This is a genomic window from Pedobacter cryoconitis (assembly GCF_003259615.1).
In the GTDB taxonomy this organism is placed as follows: Bacteria; Bacteroidota; Bacteroidia; order Sphingobacteriales; family Sphingobacteriaceae; genus Pedobacter; species Pedobacter cryoconitis.
Genome location: NZ_QLLR01000001.1, coordinates 525,394 through 545,358, shown reverse-complemented (window position 1 = coordinate 545,358; position 19,965 = coordinate 525,394). Strand labels below are relative to the sequence as shown.

Below are 19,965 nucleotides of genomic sequence, written 5' to 3'. Positions count from 1 at the left end.
TTGGTTTTAAGAATAAAATGGTATTTGTTTATTGATTATTTAATGAAGTAGCGCAGTTTTACATAAAATGACCTGCCTGGTTTTTGCAATCTGAAATTATCATAAGCGATCACATTGGTGACGTTAAAAGACTCGGCAGAAATATTATACCTGCCACCCTTAAATGAATAGGCAAGGCTTGCATTATGTGTTAATTGACTTGGGATTTTATTATTGGATTCCTTGCTGCCCAGTGATTCCCAGGTCAGATAAAACCAATGTACATACTGAGTTGACCAGTTAAACTGCAGGCGCGAATCTTTGCCCAGCAAATCATTTTTACCAATGCCAATGCTGGCATTTCCATATACCCACGGCTGATTAGGTATTTTATCCCTGAAGGTAGCATCTTTAATTGTCGTGCTACCAGCCTGAAATTCCTGATTATTTCTCGCATTCTGATAAGTTGCATTTACAGAAAACTCCAATAGCTGGCGGTAGTTATAACTGACTTCACCTTCTACTCCACTAATTTCTGCTTTGCCTACGTTCAGATAGTTAGAATATCTGCCAGCAGGTACAGCCATATAAATAAAGTCTTTTGCATTTCTATAGAAGTAAGAAGCATCAAAAGCAATTCTATGGTCATTCAGCTGATAGTGATAATATAAGCCAACATTGATATTGTCACTTTTCTCAGGCTTTAAAGCAGTATTTGAAACTACATTTATACCATCACCAAATAACTCATCAGGCTCTTGCAGACGATAAGCATGCTCAAACGAAGCTTTGATCCCTGCATTTTCATTGATTTTAAATCTGGAAGCTATTCCATAACCGAAATTGTCCTGATGCGTCCGGCTATCTGCGTTTTCCCATCCGTTGGAACCCCCTAAAGAAACTGCATTCGGCACAAAAGCATCGTATCCGTAGTATTTTGCAAAAGGTGTAATAGTCAGTTTGTCCTTCCATAAAGTACGCTGATAAGCCAGCCCCAGAATGTTTTTTGTGATCGTATTCGGAATAGCGAATGGATTATCTTTTAGTCTGCCCAACTCCTCTTTTGCAGAGCGGCTGAAATGACTATAACTGTAATTTAGATTAATACTTTGCTGGTCATCAATTTTATAGGCCAGGTTTATTCTTCCGATAGCCGTATTATTCTTATAGCGGTAGATAGTTTTTACACCTCCGATTTCGCCAGCAATCTCTTCTGGTTTTACAATCCCTCCCCATCCATATTTATAACCAGAAGTATCTGTTACATGTGATTTTGTGGTAGAATAAGAAGCTGTTGCATTTACTGACAAGCCCTTTAACAGAAAATCATTTTTCTTGTATTTAAGGCTGGGCATGAAAAATTGCTCATTATTAGTCGCGCCACCGTAAACAATATTCTGACTTGCGCCAGTTTGTATTTCCTTGTACAAGGAAGAGTAAAGAAAACCAAGGGATAATTGGTCTGCCCATGATTTATTAACGACACCCACATCCATCTGTCCCATTGTAGATTTATAGGCATCATGGAAACGATAAGCATCTTTCTGGACAACAACGCCACCTTCGTTGACCTGTATTGGTGCACCGTATTCCGGATTGTTGCGCATTAAATAATCATTGTCCGAGTAATTATGATACCCGCTGAAATTGAAAATAAGCCCGCTTTTATCCGTAGTAAACCTACCTGCCAGCGCAGCACGGCTCGTATTGAAAGAGCCATAGCTATAACTTGCATCCAGAAACTTTTTAGTATGCTGGTCAGTGACTATATTGATAGCGCCACCTAATGCGTCAGAACCCAGCTCTACTGGTACAACACCTTTATAAATCTCAATTCTTTCAGCAAGGTTGACCGGGATATTGTTGAGTGACATTGCACTTCCAAAGGTTTCCATTGGGATGCCATCCAGAAAGAATTTAACTTGTTTGCCAGAAAGGCCATTCATTGTGAATTTGAAATCAGAACCTAATCCGCCTTGCTCTCTGATTTTAATACCAGCACTTCTGTTCAGTACCTGGTTAAGATCGGCAGTTGTGTTGGCGAACTTTTTAAGGTCAATCGCATTAACAGCGAAACCAGATTCTTTAATTTCCTGACTTTTTGTTTTCCCGGTAATGGCAACATTGTCAAGTTCCTGATAATTCTTTTTTAAAGTAAATGATAAATTGAATTGTTGACCAGGTTTTAAAAACACCTGCTTTGAGCTGGTTACATAACCCATGTAAGAAGCGATAATCGTATAATTACCGGGTAATACCCCCTTAAGTTCATAGTATCCGTCGTTGCCGGTAACGGCCCCTGTTTTCGTGTTTTTTAAGAACAGCGTAGCACCTGTAATTACCGATGTACTGTCTTTGACATATCCTGAAATTGTAGCTGAGTTTTGTGCGTAAGCAGCGAAGGATAGTGCCGTTATAGCTAATGAAAGTAGAATTTTTCGAAATGACATTATTTTAATATGGGTGTGTTTATACTGTTAGTAGCATAAGAACTACTTTTCCGAAGGTGTAACAGTAAAAAAATATTAAAATAAATTAAGGCGCTAATTCAATTTGTCTGCTCTCATGATGAAATCCGTGTCTCCTGCCAATTGAAGACCTTTTTTTAACGTACCATCGCTAATGTTATACAGCCAGATATAATTGCCATTTAAGGTGGAGTTTACTGCGATAAAGGCTATATTATCCTTAACAATTACACACTCTCTTCTTGTTCCTTTGTCCAGCGGAAGAGCGAGTTTTTTTATATCTTTTTTGATCAGGTCGATCACATAAAATTCAAAATGAGCTGTACTGTAATGATCACTTAAACCTTTAAATAAGTCCTTTCTTTCACTTCTGATGATAGCTTTATGATGACCAAGATACCAGATACCATAAGCATGATTTTGAATTATGGAGCCGGAAATATCAAAAAAGTATGATTTATCTATCGTTTCCTGTCCGGCATTGATCCGGAATATTCCAGTCGGTAATTCCGGTCGGTTGCCTAAAGCGATTCCGGGACAAGACATGAAATAATAGTTCCCCTGTTCATCATTGAAAGAATAAGACTGTATCGTATTGGTCCCTCCCGGGGAAGTGGAGCGGGTATCTTTATCAGTTTTGATTAACCGCATTTCCGGATATTTGATAACTGATACATAGGTTGTATCACTGGTACTATAATTTGAAGAGCTCAACTGCTCATTATAAGTATAGCCCAACAACATCTTATCTTTTCTCAATTCAGCGAAACCGATTGATACAGAAGTGAATTTTCCACTGGGGCGGGGGATGTTAATATCACCAGCAGATACTTTTAACATCTTATCTGTATTCACCAATATATATTTGACTTGTGTATAATCACTTTTGTTCAAGCCAGTCAGTAATAAAGTGTCCTTGGAAACCCAGTTGAAATTTTCGATAGAGAAATCTTTCAGCGGCATCGCAGCCAAAAGAGTCAATGTGCTGCCATTCAGTTTGTACTTTTCGAAAGATGCTTTTTTCCTGCTCAAATGATAATAATAACCCTTATGTACGATAACATCACGATCCATTACCTCTCCGTCCAGTAAAGCACCTTTTTCTTCCGGCCGTAAAGATCCGCTGTTTAAAGAATCCGTTTCCAGTAAATATTCTTTTCCGTCTTTACCGAGAATATAGACGCTGTATTTTTTCTTTGACGGGCTTAAATCCTGGTGATTATTTTGATGACAGGAAGAGCAAAAGAATAAGCTCAGTAAGCAGGGCAGCAGAAAAGTTTTAAACGGATGATACATTATGGTTTCTTAGGAGAGAATTAGATGCTAAACTTGTTGATAAGCTGTTTTTGAAGTACTGGCGGCAGATCCATCAAGTTTCTTTCATTGATCAGGATAAACCTGTCGTATCCTGATTTGCCGTTCATAGCGATATAGGTTTGCCCGGTTTTAAAGGTCATTTTGCCTTCGCTTCCACCGATACTTAATTCAATATCTTTTTTTGGAGAGATAATGATACTTCCGGAGAAGTCAATATTGCCCGTTTGATAGTTGATTTTTGCAGTCGATTCTGGTGCCAGCGAAATGCAGTACGCTTTGGAATCGATATGTCTTACTTCCAGTAAAGAAGTGTTATTTATGGAAACCAGCCCTAAAGGATCATCAGGTGTAAAATATAAATGATAACCGATGAGTGAAGAGAGTCCCAGGATTAAAATAGCTGCGGTCCTGCTTGCCCAGTATATAATTTTTGAAGATTTATTAGCAAGCATACGTACTGGTACTGCTTTTGGGGCAGGTAATCCGGATGGTAAAACCTGCTGGATTTCTTCCCATAGCTGGGTTTTAAGATCAGCTTTGTTTTCATGTGAAGGAAGTTCCAGTTCCTGGTCGGTTTCTTCAGAAAATAGCCATTCCTCCACGAATTTGCTTTCCTGCAGATCGCATTCGCCAAGGTGATATTTTTCGATAAGTTCTTTACTTATTTTCATGCAGGCTATTCTTAATACAAACTTAGACAAAATATAAGAGCCTGTTTAAATTAATTAGCGTAATTAGCAAGATTGAGTTTCAGCATATTGGTTGCTTTAGAGATATGATATTCCACAGCCCTTTCCGAGATCAGCAGGTTAGAAGCAATTTCCTTATTGCCCAAACCATCTTCTCTGCTCATTTTATAAACCCTCCTGCATTGGCATGGGAGCCGTTCGACCAGCAGATTTACTTTTTCTTTCAGGCTGTTAAACAGGATATGTTCTTCGGTGCAATTGGTAGACATCGTGCAGCTTTGCATTTTCATTCCTATATGTTTTTCTCTGCTGACTTTATTTCTGATGTACTCAAAAGTCTTGAACTTCGCAGAACGAACAAGATAATGCTCTGCTTTTTCAAGCTCAAGGTTTTCCCTTCTTTCCCAAAGTGATTTGAAAATATCCTGAACCATTTCTTTAGCAGGCTCCATTTCACGAATGTTATTGTAACAGATCGCATAAACTTTTTCCCAATAAAGCGTGTAAATCCATTCGAAAGTTTCCTTGTCGATATGAAGCGTACCGGATGAGTTTATGTCTTTTATTGCTGCCAAGTTGGATTGGATAATATTCGCCAAATATATATTATTTATAATGATTATAAATAAATTAGTTGAATTATCTTATTTAATCAGATAGGCGGGCTTACAGCCTGTTCATTTATAGTGAATTACAAAATAAGCTGCCCGGAGTTTAGCATTAACCGTTAACAATAATTAACATTCAGGTTAAAGAGTGTTAATTATTGAAAGTTTTTTTTTCTTGTGCCTATTTTTAGAGAATGAAGCTAATTTTCGTACAGATATTATTGGTATTTACCTTAATGTTATCCTTCGTGCCGGTGAAAGGCCAATCTCAAAAAATGCTAAGCGGAGTTATATTTGAAGAGGGGTCAAAAACAAGAGTGGCAGGGGCATCGGTTCATAATCAAAGAACCGGTTATACAAATCCAACTAACAACTTTGGTTTATTTGATATTTAGCACAAGAAGGCGATACACTTCAGATTTCACTGGATGGGTATTTGGATAAGAAGATCAGTGTCAGTAATTTAAAAGACCTGGTTATTTATCTCAGAGCTTCCTCAACTCAGTTAAGGGAAGTGAAAATAACAGGACAATCCAGGTTGCAGGGTTTACGGGATGCTCAGGCAGACTTCAAAGCTAAAGGGATTTTTACAAATGGTAAGCCATCCATTGGAATGTTATCACCACTAGGTGGTAGTCCGCTGACTTATTTATATGAGACTTTTAGTCAGGATGGCAAGCGGGCAAAGAGATTAGGGCAATTTATCACCCGTGAATCTGATTATACAGAAGTGGCCAGCAGGTTCAATAAGGAAAAGATTAAGCTGATCGTTCCGATCAAAGATGAAGATCTGGAAGAGTTTAAATCAGCTTACTGGCCAAAGAATGAAGACATCCGGAAATGGGGCGATTATGATCTTCATAATTATATCAAAAGATCTTTTGAAGAATTTAAAAAAACCAAAGACTATTTGTAGTCCCATCTGTATCAGACAAAGTAAATATAAGCTTCAATTTGCAGAAGCTTACTAAAAGGGCCGTTTTGTTGCTTTATTGTATATTATTCTAACTATTTAGATGAACTGAATAAAAAAGCAGCAAGGAATGGATTTATTAAAAACAATTTGGCTTTAATATTCTTTATGCTTTATAACCACGCTGTTTATTAGTCAATTACTGATTATCCGATCCTTTTCTGCAAAGATATAGACTATTAAAAAACAGGCATAATAAGTCCTGACTTCTGCATTACCAGTGGCCTATGAGCCTGGTAATTATTCTTTAGACATCCCATCATTTTACTTGCCCGCAATGACCTTTTCATTAGCCTGCGGGTTGGCTATTTAGTGCCTCAAAACTGAGTAATCAATCTCTTATAATTTTAATCAATTCCAAAATATATGAAGAAGTTCTCCAAAATCGAATTCGCCATTTTGACAATGACGATTATCGTTATTTTCTTATCTGAATACTATTTCATGGTATTAAAAGATCACGATCGGGCAATATTTATCGGGTTATGGCCACCAACAATGATAGGCTTGTTAATATATTTTAACATGAAAAAACCAAATTAACATGGAAAATTTAGATCTGATTGTCCTTACGGCCATTGTTTCAATTCTATATATTGGTTTTGCGATTACGTTGTTTTTTGCCCAAAACAGGCAGCAACATCATGATAAATAATCAAGTAAACCACCGACAAAAAATAGTTGAAATCACATTTATACTATGCTAAAACAACTCTGATGATTAACCTTTCTAATTTTGCTCAGCTCATAATTGCCTTATCAATCTGTTTGGTCTGGATTGGCCGTTTTGATAACATTGTTAAAGAATTTAAACAATATGGTATTCCGGATCTTGTCAGGAATATGGTAGGCGCTACGAAAATTGCCCTGTCAACGCTATTGGTTGTGGGTATATGGTATGAATCGCCGGTATTTTCGGCTGCATTACTAATGGCTTTGTTAATGATTTGTGCCCAAATTGCTCATCTAAAGGTTAGAAATCCTTTACGAAAATTCATTCCATCATTTATTTTATTGATGCTGTCAATATTTGTAGCAGGCGTTCATTCTGGTTATTTTTTTAAATGTTGTTGATCATTTTAACCTTCATTTCGAGTTTATCTTTCCTTTATTATGGAGTTATATTCTTTTTGAATGCTGGAATGACCAATGAATTTGAACGATATGGATTGAGGGAATTTAGAAATCTGGTAGGTGGCTTACAGTTGCTTGGGGGGATAGGTTTATTAGTTGGATTTGTATGGCATCCAATTGCAATAATTTCAGCGGGAGGACTTGCATTACTGATGTTGATTGGCTTTGGTGTACGTATTAAAATGAAGGATGGGTTTTTACTTTCGTTGCCTTCCTTCATCTTTTTCGTCTTGAATGGAGTCATCTTCTTATTGAGACTCCTGGAAATAAATTAAGGCACCGTAATCCGGTGCCTTAATTTTAGTATATCATTTAAGTCTTAAAATAATTACCTTAAATCAAACCTGTCCAGGTTCATCACTTTATTCCATGCTGCCACGAAGTCTGCTTTAAATTTATCCTGAGCATCAGCACTTCCATATATTTCTGCAACAGCTCTTAATTCTGAATTAGAGCCAAAAACAAGGTCTGCGCGACTAGCTTTCCACTTGACTTCACCAGTTGCACGGTTGCTGCCCTGGTAAAGTTCTTTGTCGGCAGATACTGCTTTCCATATGGTGTTCATATCGAGCAGGTTTACAAAGAAATCATTGGTAAGCTGTCCCGGATTTGAGGTTAAAACACCAGTCCCGGACCCATCGAAATTAGTATTCAAGACACGTAAACCGCCTACTAGTACGGTTAATTCCGGTGCTGTAAGTGTAAGTAAATGAGCCTTGTCAATCAGTAATTCTTCAGTAGATACCGGAACTTTTGTTTTACGGTAGTTACGGAAGCCATCTGCGGCAGGTTCCAGGTAGCCGAATGATTCTACGTCAGTTTGTTCCTGCGAGGCATCGGTACGACCGGGCTTAAAAGGAACCGCTATCGAAGCTGCTTTTTCAACACCTGCGTTACCAGCGAGTACGATTAAATCTGCCAATGAAACTTTTTTGCCATCCCCCTGGGCAACATTAAATTCTTTCTGAATCCCTTCAAGTATATCCAATACTTTTTGTAATTGTGACGGATTATTCACCTGCCAGTATTTTTGCGGGGCAAGACGAATGCGTCCGCCATTGGCACCGCCACGTTTATCAGAACCACGGAAGGTCGAAGCCGAAGCCCATGCTGTGGAAACCAGCTCAGATACAGTTAAACCTGATCCCAATACTTTTGCTTTTAATACTGAAATATCACTTTCGCTGATCAATACGTGGTCAACTGCCGGAACAGGATCTTGCCAAAGTAATTCCTCCTGTGGTACATCAGGGCCGAGATAACGGGCAACAGGGCCCATATCGCGGTGTGTTAATTTATACCATGCACGTGAAAAAGCAGCTGCAAACTCTTCCGGATTTTCGAAAAAGCGTCTTGATATTTTTTCATAAGCCGGATCAAGCCTTAGTGCAAGATCGGTCGTCAGCATTGTTGGCAGATGTTTTTTTGTGCTATCAAACGCGTCAGGAATAATAGCTTCTGCATTTTTAGCTACCCATTGGTGTGCACCTGCAGGGCTTTTTGAGAGTTGCCACTCAAAGCCAAACAGGTTTTCAAAGAAGTTATTGCTCCATTGAGTCGGTGTTTTAGTCCAGGTTACTTCCAGTCCACTGGTAATTGTATCGGGTCCTTTGCCAGAACCATAACTGTTGCTCCAGCCTAAGCCTTGCATTTCGGTATCAACAGATTCGGGCTCTTTACCTACATGATCGGCAGATGCCGCGCCGTGTGTTTTACCGAAACTGTGACCACCAGCTATTAGCGCGACTGTTTCTTCGTCGTTCATGGCCATCCTGCCAAATGTATCGCGAATATCTTTAGCTGCAGCAACAGGATCAGGGTTACCGTCAGGACCTTCGGGATTCACGTAGATTAATCCCATTTGCACTGCTGCAAGTGGTTTTTCCAGATTGCGGGAGTGAACATCGCCGTCGGCATCATCGTCTGACACTAATACCCCGTGACCTTCTTCTACGCCAGGTGAACCATGCGCATAACGCAGATCGCCACCCAGCCAGGTAGTTTCAGAACCCCAATAAACGGATTCGTCTGCTTCCCATACGTCTTCACGTCCGCCTGCATAGCCAAATGTTTTAAAACCCATTGATTCCAGCGCAATATTTCCGGTCAGGATCATCAGATCGGCCCAGGAGATTTTGTTGCCATATTTTTGTTTGATCGGCCAAAGTAGTCTGCGGGCTTTATCAAGGCTTACATTATCGGGCCAGCTGTTAAGAGGCGCGAAACGTTGCAAGCCTGCACCTGCACCACCACGACCGTCGCCTACACGGTAGGTTCCTGCACTGTGCCATGCCATGCGAATGAACAGGCCGCCGTAGTGTCCAAAGTCTGCCGGCCACCAGTCTTGCGAATCTGTCATAAGTGCATGAAGGTCTTTTTTGACTGCTGCAAGATCGAGGCTTTTGAAAGCTTCGGCATAATTAAAATCTTTACCCATCGGATTTGATAAAGAGGAGTGCTGACGCAGAATACTCAGCTTTAGTTGGTTAGGCCACCAATCGTTGTTTCGGGTGCCGCCGCCACCAACATTGTGCTTCATACTGCCATTATGAAATGGGCATTTACTGATGTCATTTGATTCACTTTCCATAAGTTTATAATTTTAATATATCAGATACTTTCTTGTGCCCCGGTAATTGCAAAGCAGTATAAATTTATGATATTGGATGAAATAATCACAATCATTTATTTCTATGTTAAATAGTTAACGTCTATAATGTAAGCTACTGATTATTAACTGAATTCCCGATTTATGGCTTAAATGACTCTTTTATATAGAAATTGGCATAATATTTCGTAAATTTGTAATGGATATTTGAAAAGGAGTAGTTAACCACAAATATTTGTACGTATTGGGGCCGTTTTGGATTTGACAGGGCGGAGGTACGTATGTTAGCATGCAGTGCGTTGTACGGGGAGCACTTTAAAGTGAACGTTCACACTTTGATTGGCGAAAATAACTACGCCTTAGCTGCTTAATTTAGAATTAAATAGCTTTTGTCCCTCTGGCTGCCGCGTTTTTAGGCCGGAATCAGGGGCATCGAAATAATTACGCTGGCAATTGTAAGGTATGGTACAGTTGTAAGATAAAATACCTAAGGAGAAAGGCAAGGTAGGTTTCCGGCCCGTCTGATCCCGAAAATAGAGTGGAAAATAAGCATGTAGAAGGCATAATTTGCCACGCAACTGGACAAGGGTTCGAACCCCTTCGGCTCCACACAGGCCTCTGAGATTATCTCAGAGGCCTTTTTTAATGCTTTTTATAGTATTGTTAACTTGGAAAATGGATACGTCAACGCCGTTGAGACTTTTGAATTTCCTATCATAGTTCTTTCAAATATACCAGATGTAATCTGGCGTTCAAGTTCCCTAAAACTATAGTTCTCATTTTTAGCTATTCTCAGATAGAATTCTCTTTCTTCAGTAGTTTTACATCTAGAGAATATAGATAAATTATGTGACCAGCTTATTTCTCTCAACAGTGTTGAGAGTTTTGGCGAATCCTTATAGCTTTCATAGAACTGCTTCATTCTCCAAAGGTTTTTGTTAGAAAATCCTTTTAAATCCGGCTCGTTTCGATTTAAGTATTTGGCCAATTGATCTACAATCGATTGACCCCATTCAGCAGTTTCAATCTTTTTACTAATATATTCCCCAATTTTCCAGTAAGATCTATTAGTTCTGTATTAACAGATTTGATAGCATTGAATCTGGCCTGTTTAATAAATTGAATAACCTCTGTAAATTGTTTTTCTAGCATATTAAGTTAATTGGAAGCAAATACTTTTACCAAAATTACATAGAATATGGCAGATTAATTATTATCAGAGGCTGCGTAAAAATATTGTCTCTCTTCTTATGTGATAAAGAGAATTATGTACTCAGATATGATCACACATTATTCTGGCAAATTGGGTTCGACATGATCCCTCTTAACTCTCAAAACAGATCAATATTCAATTTTTTCTTCCACAAAATTTACCAAAACATTTTCCTCATTAACCGCCCTTACCAGCATCAAAAGCCGCACAAAGGGTTCATTTAAATCATCCTCAACTCCACAAAACGCCTCTGAGGTCATCTTAGAGGCGTTTTTTTAATGTTTGAAGGTGCGTTTATAGTGTGTTATTATTCGATAATTACTATCCGAAAATCTCCTTATACTTGTTTTCAATAACAATAATTTCCTCGTTTTTTAATTCTTGAAATTCCTTTGTTTTTGCTCTCTCAGACAACTCGCCATTGTTTTGTTCAAGAAAACGTACAAGAAGTGCAACAATCTTATCCGGCATCTCAAAATGATCATCTAAATATTCCTTCATCAGATCGTATTTTTCAAGATAGGAGACTTCCTCAGGGATTGTCTTTTCTACAGTTTGTAAAACGCACTTATATAAAAATTCCGCTTGTTTAGTTGCATCAAAATATCGGTATAGATCAATTGTATCGTTTAGTATTTCTACATTGTTATCTCGGGTTGGTTTCCAGTCTATTTGATCAAGACGTGGTTTTGAATAGTTTTCTAAGACGCGACGGTATTCATCCAATTCATTTAGGATTATTGCAGAAACCGGAAAAATAATTCCTTTAGAAACGTATTCCTTTCTGAGTAGGACATGATGTATGAGATATCTATGTATCCTTCCATTACCATCTACGAATGGATGAATAAACACAAATCCAAAAGCGATCATTGCTGCGGCAACTACGGCGTCAAATGAATCGTCCTTCTCCAATTTTTGATCAGTGTCAATCAGGCCTTGTATAAGTGAACTAACGTCTTGCCATTTAGAAGATAAGTGATCTGGGATTGGCGTTCCATACCTTCTGTCATGTTCTCCGATAAAACCTTCATCTGTACGCCATCCCATTTTAGTAAATCTGGAATTATCAATCACAATTTCCTGTAGTCTGAGCAGTTCATTTTTATCTATAGGTTTAAGCCCAGCTTGTCCAATTGCCCGTCCCCATCTTTGAGCACGGTTTTGTGGAGGCTTTTCTCCCTCTATAGCATAAGATGCTTTTGAATCCTTAAGCAAAAGAAAAGCCGCTGTTCTAGCCATTACATCTGGATGAATTTTTCCAATGATAACTTTTATCTGCTGTGCTAAATCCAATTCAATTAAATTTTTAAGGAAGGAGGTTTTGCGAACAAGAGGACAAAATTCCCGCACTCCAGGAAGGTTATTCCGAATACGATGTCTTTTTGAGGGAAGGGGATGGCTGCCAAATTGTAGCTTTGTATCTACCAAATCAACATAATTACCAGCCGACAAATCCTTCAAATCTAAATTGACTCCCATTAGCCATTCGTATAAAAACCATATTCTTTTACTGTATTGTCCCGTAGGTTCAAGTGAAATAATAGATTCTATATCAATAGGGGCAACCGATGCAAATATTTTTTTTAATACACCTAACTCTATACCTTCATATTTCAAAGCAAATGTCAAATGCCCCATTAATGATTCCTCAGGCTGATGTCTCGGCGTAAAGACAATCCATTCTTGCGTTTCATATTGCTTGTGCTTCTGACTTATTAATGCTAGTCTGTCGGGCAATGGCACTTCTAACTTAAAGAAACCAATCAAAGCGGCATAACCGACTATCGATCCCTCTTCAGGAGCGGTTCTTTCATGAAAAACAGTTATTTTTTGTGAAAAATGATTATTATTTGACGCCATTTGTGAATTTTGATTATTCAAATATAGGAAACGAAGGGGATTTCGCATATATTAAAACTTATGATTCTGAAATCAGCACAAATGCAGCACGTTCATAGCTACATTTTACTGGTTTTCAACACAGTATCGTATGGTTTATCACATCTGGTACAGGCTCAAACTTGTATCATGTAAAGACTTCTGGATATTTTATACATGATAAGCTTCTCATGTATAAACTCTTTACATGAGAAATTTAAGTATTCTATAATTTTAAACAAATAAGGGTCGATAAAATCCCCTTTGCCTCTGAAAAAGAGATCAAAATGTACTTCCATTTTCAATACTTTTTTACCAAAACATTTTCCTCACTAACCGCCCTTACCAGCATCAAAAGCCGTATAAAGGGTTCGTTTAAATCATCCTCAGCTCCACTAAGGCCTTTGAAATACTCTCAAAGGCCTTTTTTATTGGTTCATTAATTTGGTAATTCTATACATGATAATTATTTGGCATTTATATCTGCCATAAAATCGAGGAGACTTTTATTAAGGTAATAATTATCCTTCCATAGTTTTTCTTTATGTAGAAAGCCTGTACTGGTAAGCTGATCAAAATAACGTGTAGCAATAATTCTGCTTATATCCAACTCTTTCATTGTAAACTCAATCTTAGTGTAAGGGTTTCTAGAGATTTTATTTAAATCCTGACTACCAATTTTGGGCAGTTCGCTTAATCTATTGCTGTCACTGTTCTAGTTGACTTATCGAAATTACATATGTTAATATTTCTAATTGTTGCGTTATATGAATTTTTACCTCTATACTTCATTTTAATTTCTAAGTAATCACCTTTATCATTATATGTGGTTTCAATGTGTTCAAAACTATCAGGATCATTCATTCTATTTTTTATAGCTGCAACAAATTCCGGATTGGATCCGTCCCAACCAGAAAAATACTCTTGATTAGCTGGCTGTTGTGCTTCCTGTGGTGGTGTATACGTGATTGGGCCAGACGCAGTATCATTTTCAAATGTAGTGCTGTCGAGTGATTCGGTGACAGTTTCTGATATTTCATTTTCCTTTTTTAGATGAACGTCGTCTACTCTGCTATTGAAAAATAAGATTATGCAACATAATAATATAATGATGATTATAATTGAATAGAAGACTATGTAGTGTTTCAATTTCATATTGATGCTGTTACTCTTTGATTTTGTATCTTATAATATAGCTTTTTCACTTAATTGCAAATCTCTTTTAAAGTTATGGTTACTTGTACTTGGTGTATTACATGATATTAATATGCTCCCTGCAACTTGTAGTTTACATTTGCCAGTTATAATAAACCATAAATAGCTCTCATTTTTAATTTACCTGCTCATTATCTTAAAGGAGATTCTGATTTAGGATCAATTTCCACCTGGAGGACGGTATATACCTAAAAGTTGTTTTTTCTTTACTTCAAATTCCTGGGATGTTATAACTCCTTCATCTAGAAGAGTCTTGTACTGCTTTATCTCTTCTGCTGTAGTCAACTTTGTTTGATTATTTCTATTTATAAAGTTATCCTGAGTTGAAATCAATTTATTCTTCAACTCCACGTCAATATTCTTCGATGATGCTAAAGCTACTATGATTCCAATAACAGGACTTAAGATCAAGGCTATGAAAAATGCCCATCCTGCTCCAATCTGTCTGTTATCTGCTATAGCCGCGGCTATTATAGCGCCAAGAAACCAAGCCATTAATAATCCCATAATTTTGTTTTTAAACTTTGAGCAAAATACAACTGTTTGATAACTCAAAATTCTGGGTTCCCGTAAATATGAATAATTTGATAATTTCAGATATAATGATATTGCAAAATTTAATTATTCATTTCGTCGTCAAAATTCACCAACTGACAGGTGATATTTAAAACAATATGGTGTAATTTGTAGATCTGATCTGCTATAACTTATCCAATTTATTTATCGCAATCACAAGAAAAACAAAATGGAAAATATCGATCCCTTTATTGAAAATGTATCCGGGAAAATCAAACTTTCTCCTGAGAACCTGGGAAATCTTGTGGCTGCTTTTAAATTAATAAAAGTGAGTAAGAAACAGTTTGTTATTCAGCCCGGTTTTATAGCTAAATATCGGTTTTATATATTAAAAGGTGCATTTCGTGCTTACGTAATTGATGAAAAAGGCAACGATCATACTATCCAGTTTGCTATAGAAGATTGGTGGATTTCAGATTACAATAGCTATATCTATCAATCCCCGGCAACGCAATTTGTAGTTGCCCTGGAAGATAGCCTGGTATTACAGATCGATCACGATACTGAACAGCAATTGAAAGCATCCAGTCACGAACTCGAAACGCTATTTCGTATAATGGCTGAAAAATCAACCGCTTTCTATGCCCGCCGTATTATCGCAAATCTTACACAAAATGCAGAACAGCGGTATACCGAATTCGTTGAAAAATTCCCTAAAGTCACTCAACGCCTTCCACAATATGCCTTAGCGTCATATCTGAATATGACCAGGGAGTTTTTATCCAAGATCCGCAACGACAAAGTCAGAAAAAAGTAAACTGGTTCACCTATATTTCATAAGATAGTTCATCTTTTTTTTAACGGCTTCCCGGCAACTTTGTGTTATAAAAACATCAAGAAATGTCACAAAAATTAAAAGATAAAGTAGCTGTTGTTACTGGGGGTAGCAGCGGTATCGGATTAGGAATAGCAAAACGTTTTGCAGAAGAGGGTGCCAGAGTGGCCATCACTGGCCGTAATCAGGCAACTATTAACGAAGCCTTGGTGGCAATTGGTCCAAACGGACTGGGTATTCAAGGTGACGTTTCCAACTTAAACGATCTTACCAGGATCTACCAGACCGTGGAAGAGAAATTTGGAAAAGTAGATATACTGATCGTTAACGCAGGTGTATACATACTTGGCCCATTAGCAGATTTTACCGAAGAGCAATTTGATAAAGTAAGCGACATTAACTTCAAAGGCGCATTCTTCTCTGTTCAAAAGGCACTTCCAGTGTTAAAAGACGGTGCTTCAGTTGTGCTGGTATCTTCAACTGTAAATGGAAAAGGTATGCCCAATCATGCAGCTTACTCAGCAACTAAAGCTGCTGTACGCTCATTGGCAAGAAGCTTTTCTGCTGATCTGCTGGAACGTAAAATTCGTGTGAATACCTTAACTCCTGGTCCGGTTGATACACCTGTATTCAATACAATTACGACCAATGCTGAGGACGCAAAAGCAATGAAGGAATCGTTCGGTAATTTTACCCCTCTTAAACGTATAGGTACTCCTGAAGAGCTGGCAGCCGCTGCGCTTTACCTGGCTTCCGATGACTCTGCATTTATGCTGGGTGCTGAATTGTTGCTGGACGGTGGTTTGAGAGATTTATAATTCTAAAAAGTATTTTATGAAATTGTAAAACAATACAATGGCAGGAAAGGGCCCTGCTATTGTATTTGTATTGTTCCTGAGCATATCTGTATCACTGAACTGCAGACAAGAAATTGGGAATAGTAAAAGATTGGCGTTAAAAAAATAAGCAGTTTAACTCATAGGATCACTCTCCTGATCGCTCACCTCATCATTTGTCATTCGCTTCAAAATATATGACAACAACATTTCAAACATTACGTAAACTACAAATATGAAATAACCAGGTTGTAAAGAAGTATCATTTACCGTTGTGGTCGTTAACAAACTGTTATGGATATTCAAATTCGACAACTGGCTCTTTAAAATTCCGTTTAAGCCAATATAGGTCATCAAAATACCTACGACCATTACATCCGCCATATCCCATTTACCAGACTCGAATGTCAAATATCTTACCACTCTGTTTTCGGCTAATTTTTTGCCGCTTAACAAATGAATACCCTTAGCAATCAGTCTTAAAACAGGCAGGATAATGATGAAGACGAACATTAATATACCTACCACAATCGCATCGGGCTTAGGCTGCTTTACTAATACCTCAACGATGTCCAATATACTTTTACTCTGGAAGAATAACACCTGATTCTCAAAAGTAACCTTCTCACCCAATAACATAAAATTCAGTGTTTCTATACGCGCATCAACCTCTATAATAGAGGCTGTTATACCTACCGCTAACAAGATAAAAGCGAACAATAGCGACATAACAAAAAGTGTGGTCTGCAACTGTACCTGCTTTCTCATGAGCCACCATAAACCAAGTGCAACCAAAACGCAGCCCAGCATAGCATAAGCATAATTGTAGGTCACAGTCCGAATGGCCGCTAACCGGGAATTAATCTCCCGATTAAAATCAGCTGTGTTAGAAACATGGTACTTTTTATACAGGTGTTTTGTAACCGCAATATTAGCAACAGAAGTACTATCATAAGTTTGATCCGCAAGCTGATCAATTTTACTGGTAGCAATACTCTTTAACCTCTTATGACTTGCAGGGCTATTCACCTTATCAATGATTGTTTTTGCAAAAGATGGCACCTGTGCTTGTATATCATCGGCATCCACAAAGCTATTAAATGCGAGTTTTTTCAATTTGCCGCCTAAAGATTTTTGTGGTTTGTTAATCTCCGCAACTGCCTTGGCGATCAGACCATGAAGCTCTTCCTCCACTTCTTTCTGCAAATCTTTCTTTTGTGCGCTCGTCATTGTAAAATCATGCACCTGGTGATTGACAACCTCAATCATCCTGTCGCGCCACTGATCAACAGAAAACAGTCCGAATGTGATATTATTCGACATACTGTAATCCTCTTTAATCTGCTCCTGTTCCATTGAATCTGTATGCAGGCGATAACCGAAATAAGCTTCTCCACAAAGTAGTATACTTAATCCAAGAATAAGTATCAGATTAGGCAGGCCGTATTTTTTAACCGTTATATTTTTTTGCTGAGTCATCAATATATTAATTAATTAGCTTATGAATTTGATAGCTTTTAATGCGAATCATACGGTGTTATAAACTTCAGGATGGTGGACAAAATGAGCCCGTACAATACAAAACTGATGAATATGATATAGCCAGGCTGTAAAGCCGTATTGTTAGTCGTGAGGATAGTTAAAAAATCACTTTGAATGTTGAGGCTTGACAATTGGCTCTCTAATAAACCATTTAAACCTATATAGGTCATCAATATGGCAATGACAATCACGTCTGCCATACTCCATTTACCCGATTGAAACGCGAAGTATTTGATGAATTTATTTTCAGCCAGCTTCCTTTTACTTAACAAATGGATACCAGTAGAGCTTAATTTCATGATCGGAAACAAGATGCTGAAAACGAGGATTAAGATGCCGACAAGTATGGAATCAATAGCAGGCTGCTTTACCAAAACTTCTACGACATCAAGGATACTTTTACTTTGAAAGAACAATACCTGGTTTTTGAAAATCACATGTTCCCCTAATAATACACAGTCAAGCGATTTGATACGTGCATCAACTTCTATCATGGATGCAGTTAAACCCACTGCCAGCAGAACAAACGCAAACATTAGCGACATGACAAAGAGGATAGCGTGAAGCTCTACTTTTTTCCGGAATATCCACCATAACGATAACACGATCGCGATGCAGCCAAGCATCCCAAAAGAATAATTATAAGTAACCGTCCTGATGCTGTTTAATGATGCCGTAAGCTTATCATTAAATTCATCACGAGTAGAAACATGATACTTACGATACATTTTACTGATCGCCATGTTATTTGCCTTTGTCGTACTGTCAGTTTTCTCAATCGCAGTGAATTTCCCCATTGCCATTGCACTCAGCTGCTTTTTACTTTTCGGGTTATCTATCTTGGCGATGATAGTTTTAGCAAACTCAGGAGCCTGAGCTTTAATTTTATCAGTGTTTACAAATGTTTTGACGGCCAGTTTCTTCAACTTCCCACCTATAGATTTTTGTGGTTTATTAACCAGCGCTTCTGCTTTGTTGATTAATGCCAGGACGATTTGTTCAACTTCTACCTGAAGCTGCTTTTTTTGTTTCGGGGTCATGGTAAAATGACGGACCTGGTGGTTAATAATGCCCGCTACCTTGTCATGCCATTGATCGACTGAAAACAGCCCGAAAGTGATGTTATTAAGATCGGAATAATCTTCTTTGATTTCTTCCTGCTGATTTGAAAGTGTGTGTAACCGGAAACCAAAATAGCCTTCGCCAACCAAAAGCAGACCCAGGCCTAAGATGAGTAATAATTTGGAGACGTTAAATCCCTTAACGGCTTTTTTTTGTTGTTCTGCAGCCAATCGGTTTAGAATTAAATAATGGAATAATCATAATAACTAAAATCTGCTGAAAATGTTTTACAGCAGATATGTTACTTTAAACCGTCTTCAACTTCACAAAAAAAGGGGGAGAATTTTTCAATTCTCCCCCTTTTTATCATAAAATAACATCAGCTCAATGTCCGCTTTCAGAATTGCCCCGTTGCTGAACAACTTGTATAACATAGTCAGTGGTATGCACTATGTCTTCAGTCTGAAATTGTATCCAGCCTCTGTAGATACCCGGTTTAGGAAAAGAAGCATGTAACTTATATCTTCCATTTTCCACCTCAGGATGGGCGTGAATATATTCTTTATCATCAACACTGATTAATACCACATGCGCTTTTGCACCCAAATAATTAGCTAATGTTAACGGATCAATCTCTTTTCCATCCTTCTTTAAAATACCAGCTATCATCATATGACCGCTCGTAAACTTACCCTGATCAGCAACCAGGGTAATAGAATAAGCTCCTGAATTACCAGTTAACTTTTCTTTGTTGTATTCTTCAGCAGATGGCGCTTTACCCGGCACACTCACTTCCAGTTTATTCACTACCTGGTCACTTCCAGAAGGTTTGTAATCTGCAAAAAGATGAAATTTACCACTGGAAGGGAACTTTGTTTTAACCGTATAACCCTTTTCAGTTTCAACCGGATGAATGTGGTTAAAGTAGGAGAGGTCTTCGTTTACAATAATCAGATGAATTTTCTTTTCATGCGATATTTCTAATTTTAACGGCTTTTCATGCGTTAAAGTTAACACTGTATCCTGTGCTGGAACAATGTGCTGTGGCTCTGATGTGAGCTGTATACTATATTCGCTATTTTCCATATC

The 19,965-nt window shown here is 37.9% G+C and carries 17 protein-coding genes, 1 other RNA gene and 1 pseudogene; 6 read left to right on the top strand and 13 right to left on the bottom strand.

The annotated features are described in order from the left end of the window. Positions 1 to 35: 35 nt before the first annotated feature. The 4 genes from LY11_RS02365 to LY11_RS02350 all read right to left on the bottom strand — a co-directional run bounded on the left by LY11_RS02365 (position 36) and on the right by LY11_RS02350 (position 5,028). A complete protein-coding gene (locus LY11_RS02365) occupies positions 36 to 2,429 on the bottom strand; it encodes a TonB-dependent receptor (RefSeq protein ID WP_111632108.1) in 2,394 nt (797 codons plus the stop codon). Between the two features lie 93 nt (positions 2,430 to 2,522). Beyond that, positions 2,523 to 3,743, bottom strand: a complete 1,221-nt coding sequence (locus tag LY11_RS02360; protein ID WP_111632107.1) for a hypothetical protein — start codon at positions 3,741 to 3,743, stop codon at positions 2,523 to 2,525. 20 nt (positions 3,744 to 3,763) lie between these two features. After that, the gene (locus tag LY11_RS02355; RefSeq protein WP_111632106.1) at positions 3,764 to 4,435 is read right to left on the bottom strand and encodes a hypothetical protein; all 672 of its coding nucleotides are present in this window, start codon (positions 4,433 to 4,435) and stop codon (positions 3,764 to 3,766) included. Between the two features lie 50 nt (positions 4,436 to 4,485). Further along, the gene (locus LY11_RS02350) at positions 4,486 to 5,028 is read right to left on the bottom strand and encodes a sigma-70 family RNA polymerase sigma factor (RefSeq protein ID WP_245952564.1); all 543 of its coding nucleotides are present in this window, start codon (positions 5,026 to 5,028) and stop codon (positions 4,486 to 4,488) included. Between the two features lie 469 nt (positions 5,029 to 5,497). Here LY11_RS02350 and LY11_RS02340 point away from each other — a divergent pair, with 469 nt between their 5' ends. The 3 genes from LY11_RS02340 to LY11_RS02330 all read left to right on the top strand — a co-directional run bounded on the left by LY11_RS02340 (position 5,498) and on the right by LY11_RS02330 (position 7,443). Then, positions 5,498 to 5,977, top strand: a complete 480-nt coding sequence (locus LY11_RS02340; RefSeq protein WP_111632104.1) for a hypothetical protein — start codon at positions 5,498 to 5,500, stop codon at positions 5,975 to 5,977. Positions 5,978 to 6,751: 774 nt separating this feature from the next. Next, a complete protein-coding gene (locus LY11_RS02335; RefSeq protein WP_111632103.1) occupies positions 6,752 to 7,108 on the top strand; it encodes a DoxX family protein in 357 nt (118 codons plus the stop codon). Next, positions 7,099 to 7,443 carry a DoxX family protein gene (locus tag LY11_RS02330; protein ID WP_111632102.1) on the top strand — a complete coding sequence of 115 codons (345 nt, stop codon included), beginning with the start codon at positions 7,099 to 7,101 and terminating at the stop codon, positions 7,441 to 7,443. The genes LY11_RS02335 and LY11_RS02330 overlap by 10 nt, the downstream gene beginning before the upstream one ends. Positions 7,444 to 7,496: 53 nt before the next feature. Here the strand turns inward: LY11_RS02330 and katG are convergent, their stop codons facing one another. Then, positions 7,497 to 9,758, bottom strand: coding sequence for a catalase/peroxidase HPI (gene katG / locus LY11_RS02325; RefSeq protein WP_111632101.1), 2,262 nt, complete (start codon positions 9,756 to 9,758; stop codon positions 7,497 to 7,499). 264 nt (positions 9,759 to 10,022) lie between these two features. Here katG and ssrA point away from each other — a divergent pair. Next, positions 10,023 to 10,388, top strand: a transfer-messenger RNA (tmRNA) gene (gene ssrA, locus LY11_RS02320). 40 nt (positions 10,389 to 10,428) lie between these two features. Here the strand turns inward: ssrA and LY11_RS02315 are convergent. From LY11_RS02315 to LY11_RS02300, 5 genes and pseudogenes are all read right to left on the bottom strand, one after another. Then, positions 10,429 to 10,833, bottom strand: a pseudogene (locus LY11_RS02315) (DUF1016 N-terminal domain-containing protein); the annotation flags it as partial. Positions 10,834 to 11,310: 477 nt separating this feature from the next. Then, positions 11,311 to 12,852, bottom strand: coding sequence for a Fic family protein (locus LY11_RS02310; RefSeq protein ID WP_111632100.1), 1,542 nt, complete (start codon positions 12,850 to 12,852; stop codon positions 11,311 to 11,313). 484 nt (positions 12,853 to 13,336) lie between these two features. Beyond that, positions 13,337 to 13,549 (bottom strand): hypothetical protein, encoded by a 213-nt coding sequence (locus LY11_RS26600; protein ID WP_394340908.1) that lies wholly within the window; start codon positions 13,547 to 13,549, stop codon positions 13,337 to 13,339. Between the two features lie 14 nt (positions 13,550 to 13,563). Continuing rightward, positions 13,564 to 14,025 (bottom strand): hypothetical protein, encoded by a 462-nt coding sequence (locus tag LY11_RS02305; RefSeq protein WP_111632099.1) that lies wholly within the window; start codon positions 14,023 to 14,025, stop codon positions 13,564 to 13,566. 219 nt (positions 14,026 to 14,244) lie between these two features. Continuing rightward, positions 14,245 to 14,592, bottom strand: a complete 348-nt coding sequence (locus tag LY11_RS02300) for an SHOCT domain-containing protein (RefSeq protein WP_111632098.1) — start codon at positions 14,590 to 14,592, stop codon at positions 14,245 to 14,247. A 238-nt stretch (positions 14,593 to 14,830) separates the two neighbouring features. On the opposite strand from LY11_RS02300, the gene LY11_RS02295 reads away from it, so the two are divergent. Then, positions 14,831 to 15,418: a Crp/Fnr family transcriptional regulator gene (locus LY11_RS02295; protein WP_111632097.1), complete on the top strand. Its 588-nt coding sequence runs from the start codon at positions 14,831 to 14,833 to the stop codon at positions 15,416 to 15,418. An 83-nt stretch (positions 15,419 to 15,501) separates the two neighbouring features. Further along, a complete protein-coding gene (locus LY11_RS02290) occupies positions 15,502 to 16,254 on the top strand; it encodes a glucose 1-dehydrogenase (protein WP_111632096.1) in 753 nt (250 codons plus the stop codon). A gap of 153 nt (positions 16,255 to 16,407) precedes the next feature. Here the strand turns inward: LY11_RS02290 and LY11_RS02285 are convergent, their stop codons facing one another. The 3 genes from LY11_RS02285 to LY11_RS02275 form a co-directional block, all read right to left on the bottom strand. After that, positions 16,408 to 17,751 (bottom strand): paraquat-inducible protein A, encoded by a 1,344-nt coding sequence (locus LY11_RS02285; RefSeq protein WP_111632095.1) that lies wholly within the window; start codon positions 17,749 to 17,751, stop codon positions 16,408 to 16,410. A 38-nt stretch (positions 17,752 to 17,789) separates the two neighbouring features. Next, positions 17,790 to 19,106: a paraquat-inducible protein A gene (locus LY11_RS02280; RefSeq protein ID WP_111632094.1), complete on the bottom strand. Its 1,317-nt coding sequence runs from the start codon at positions 19,104 to 19,106 to the stop codon at positions 17,790 to 17,792. Between the two features lie 154 nt (positions 19,107 to 19,260). Continuing rightward, positions 19,261 to 19,962 (bottom strand): hypothetical protein, encoded by a 702-nt coding sequence (locus LY11_RS02275; RefSeq protein WP_111632093.1) that lies wholly within the window; start codon positions 19,960 to 19,962, stop codon positions 19,261 to 19,263. Positions 19,963 to 19,965: the final 3 nt, after the last annotated feature.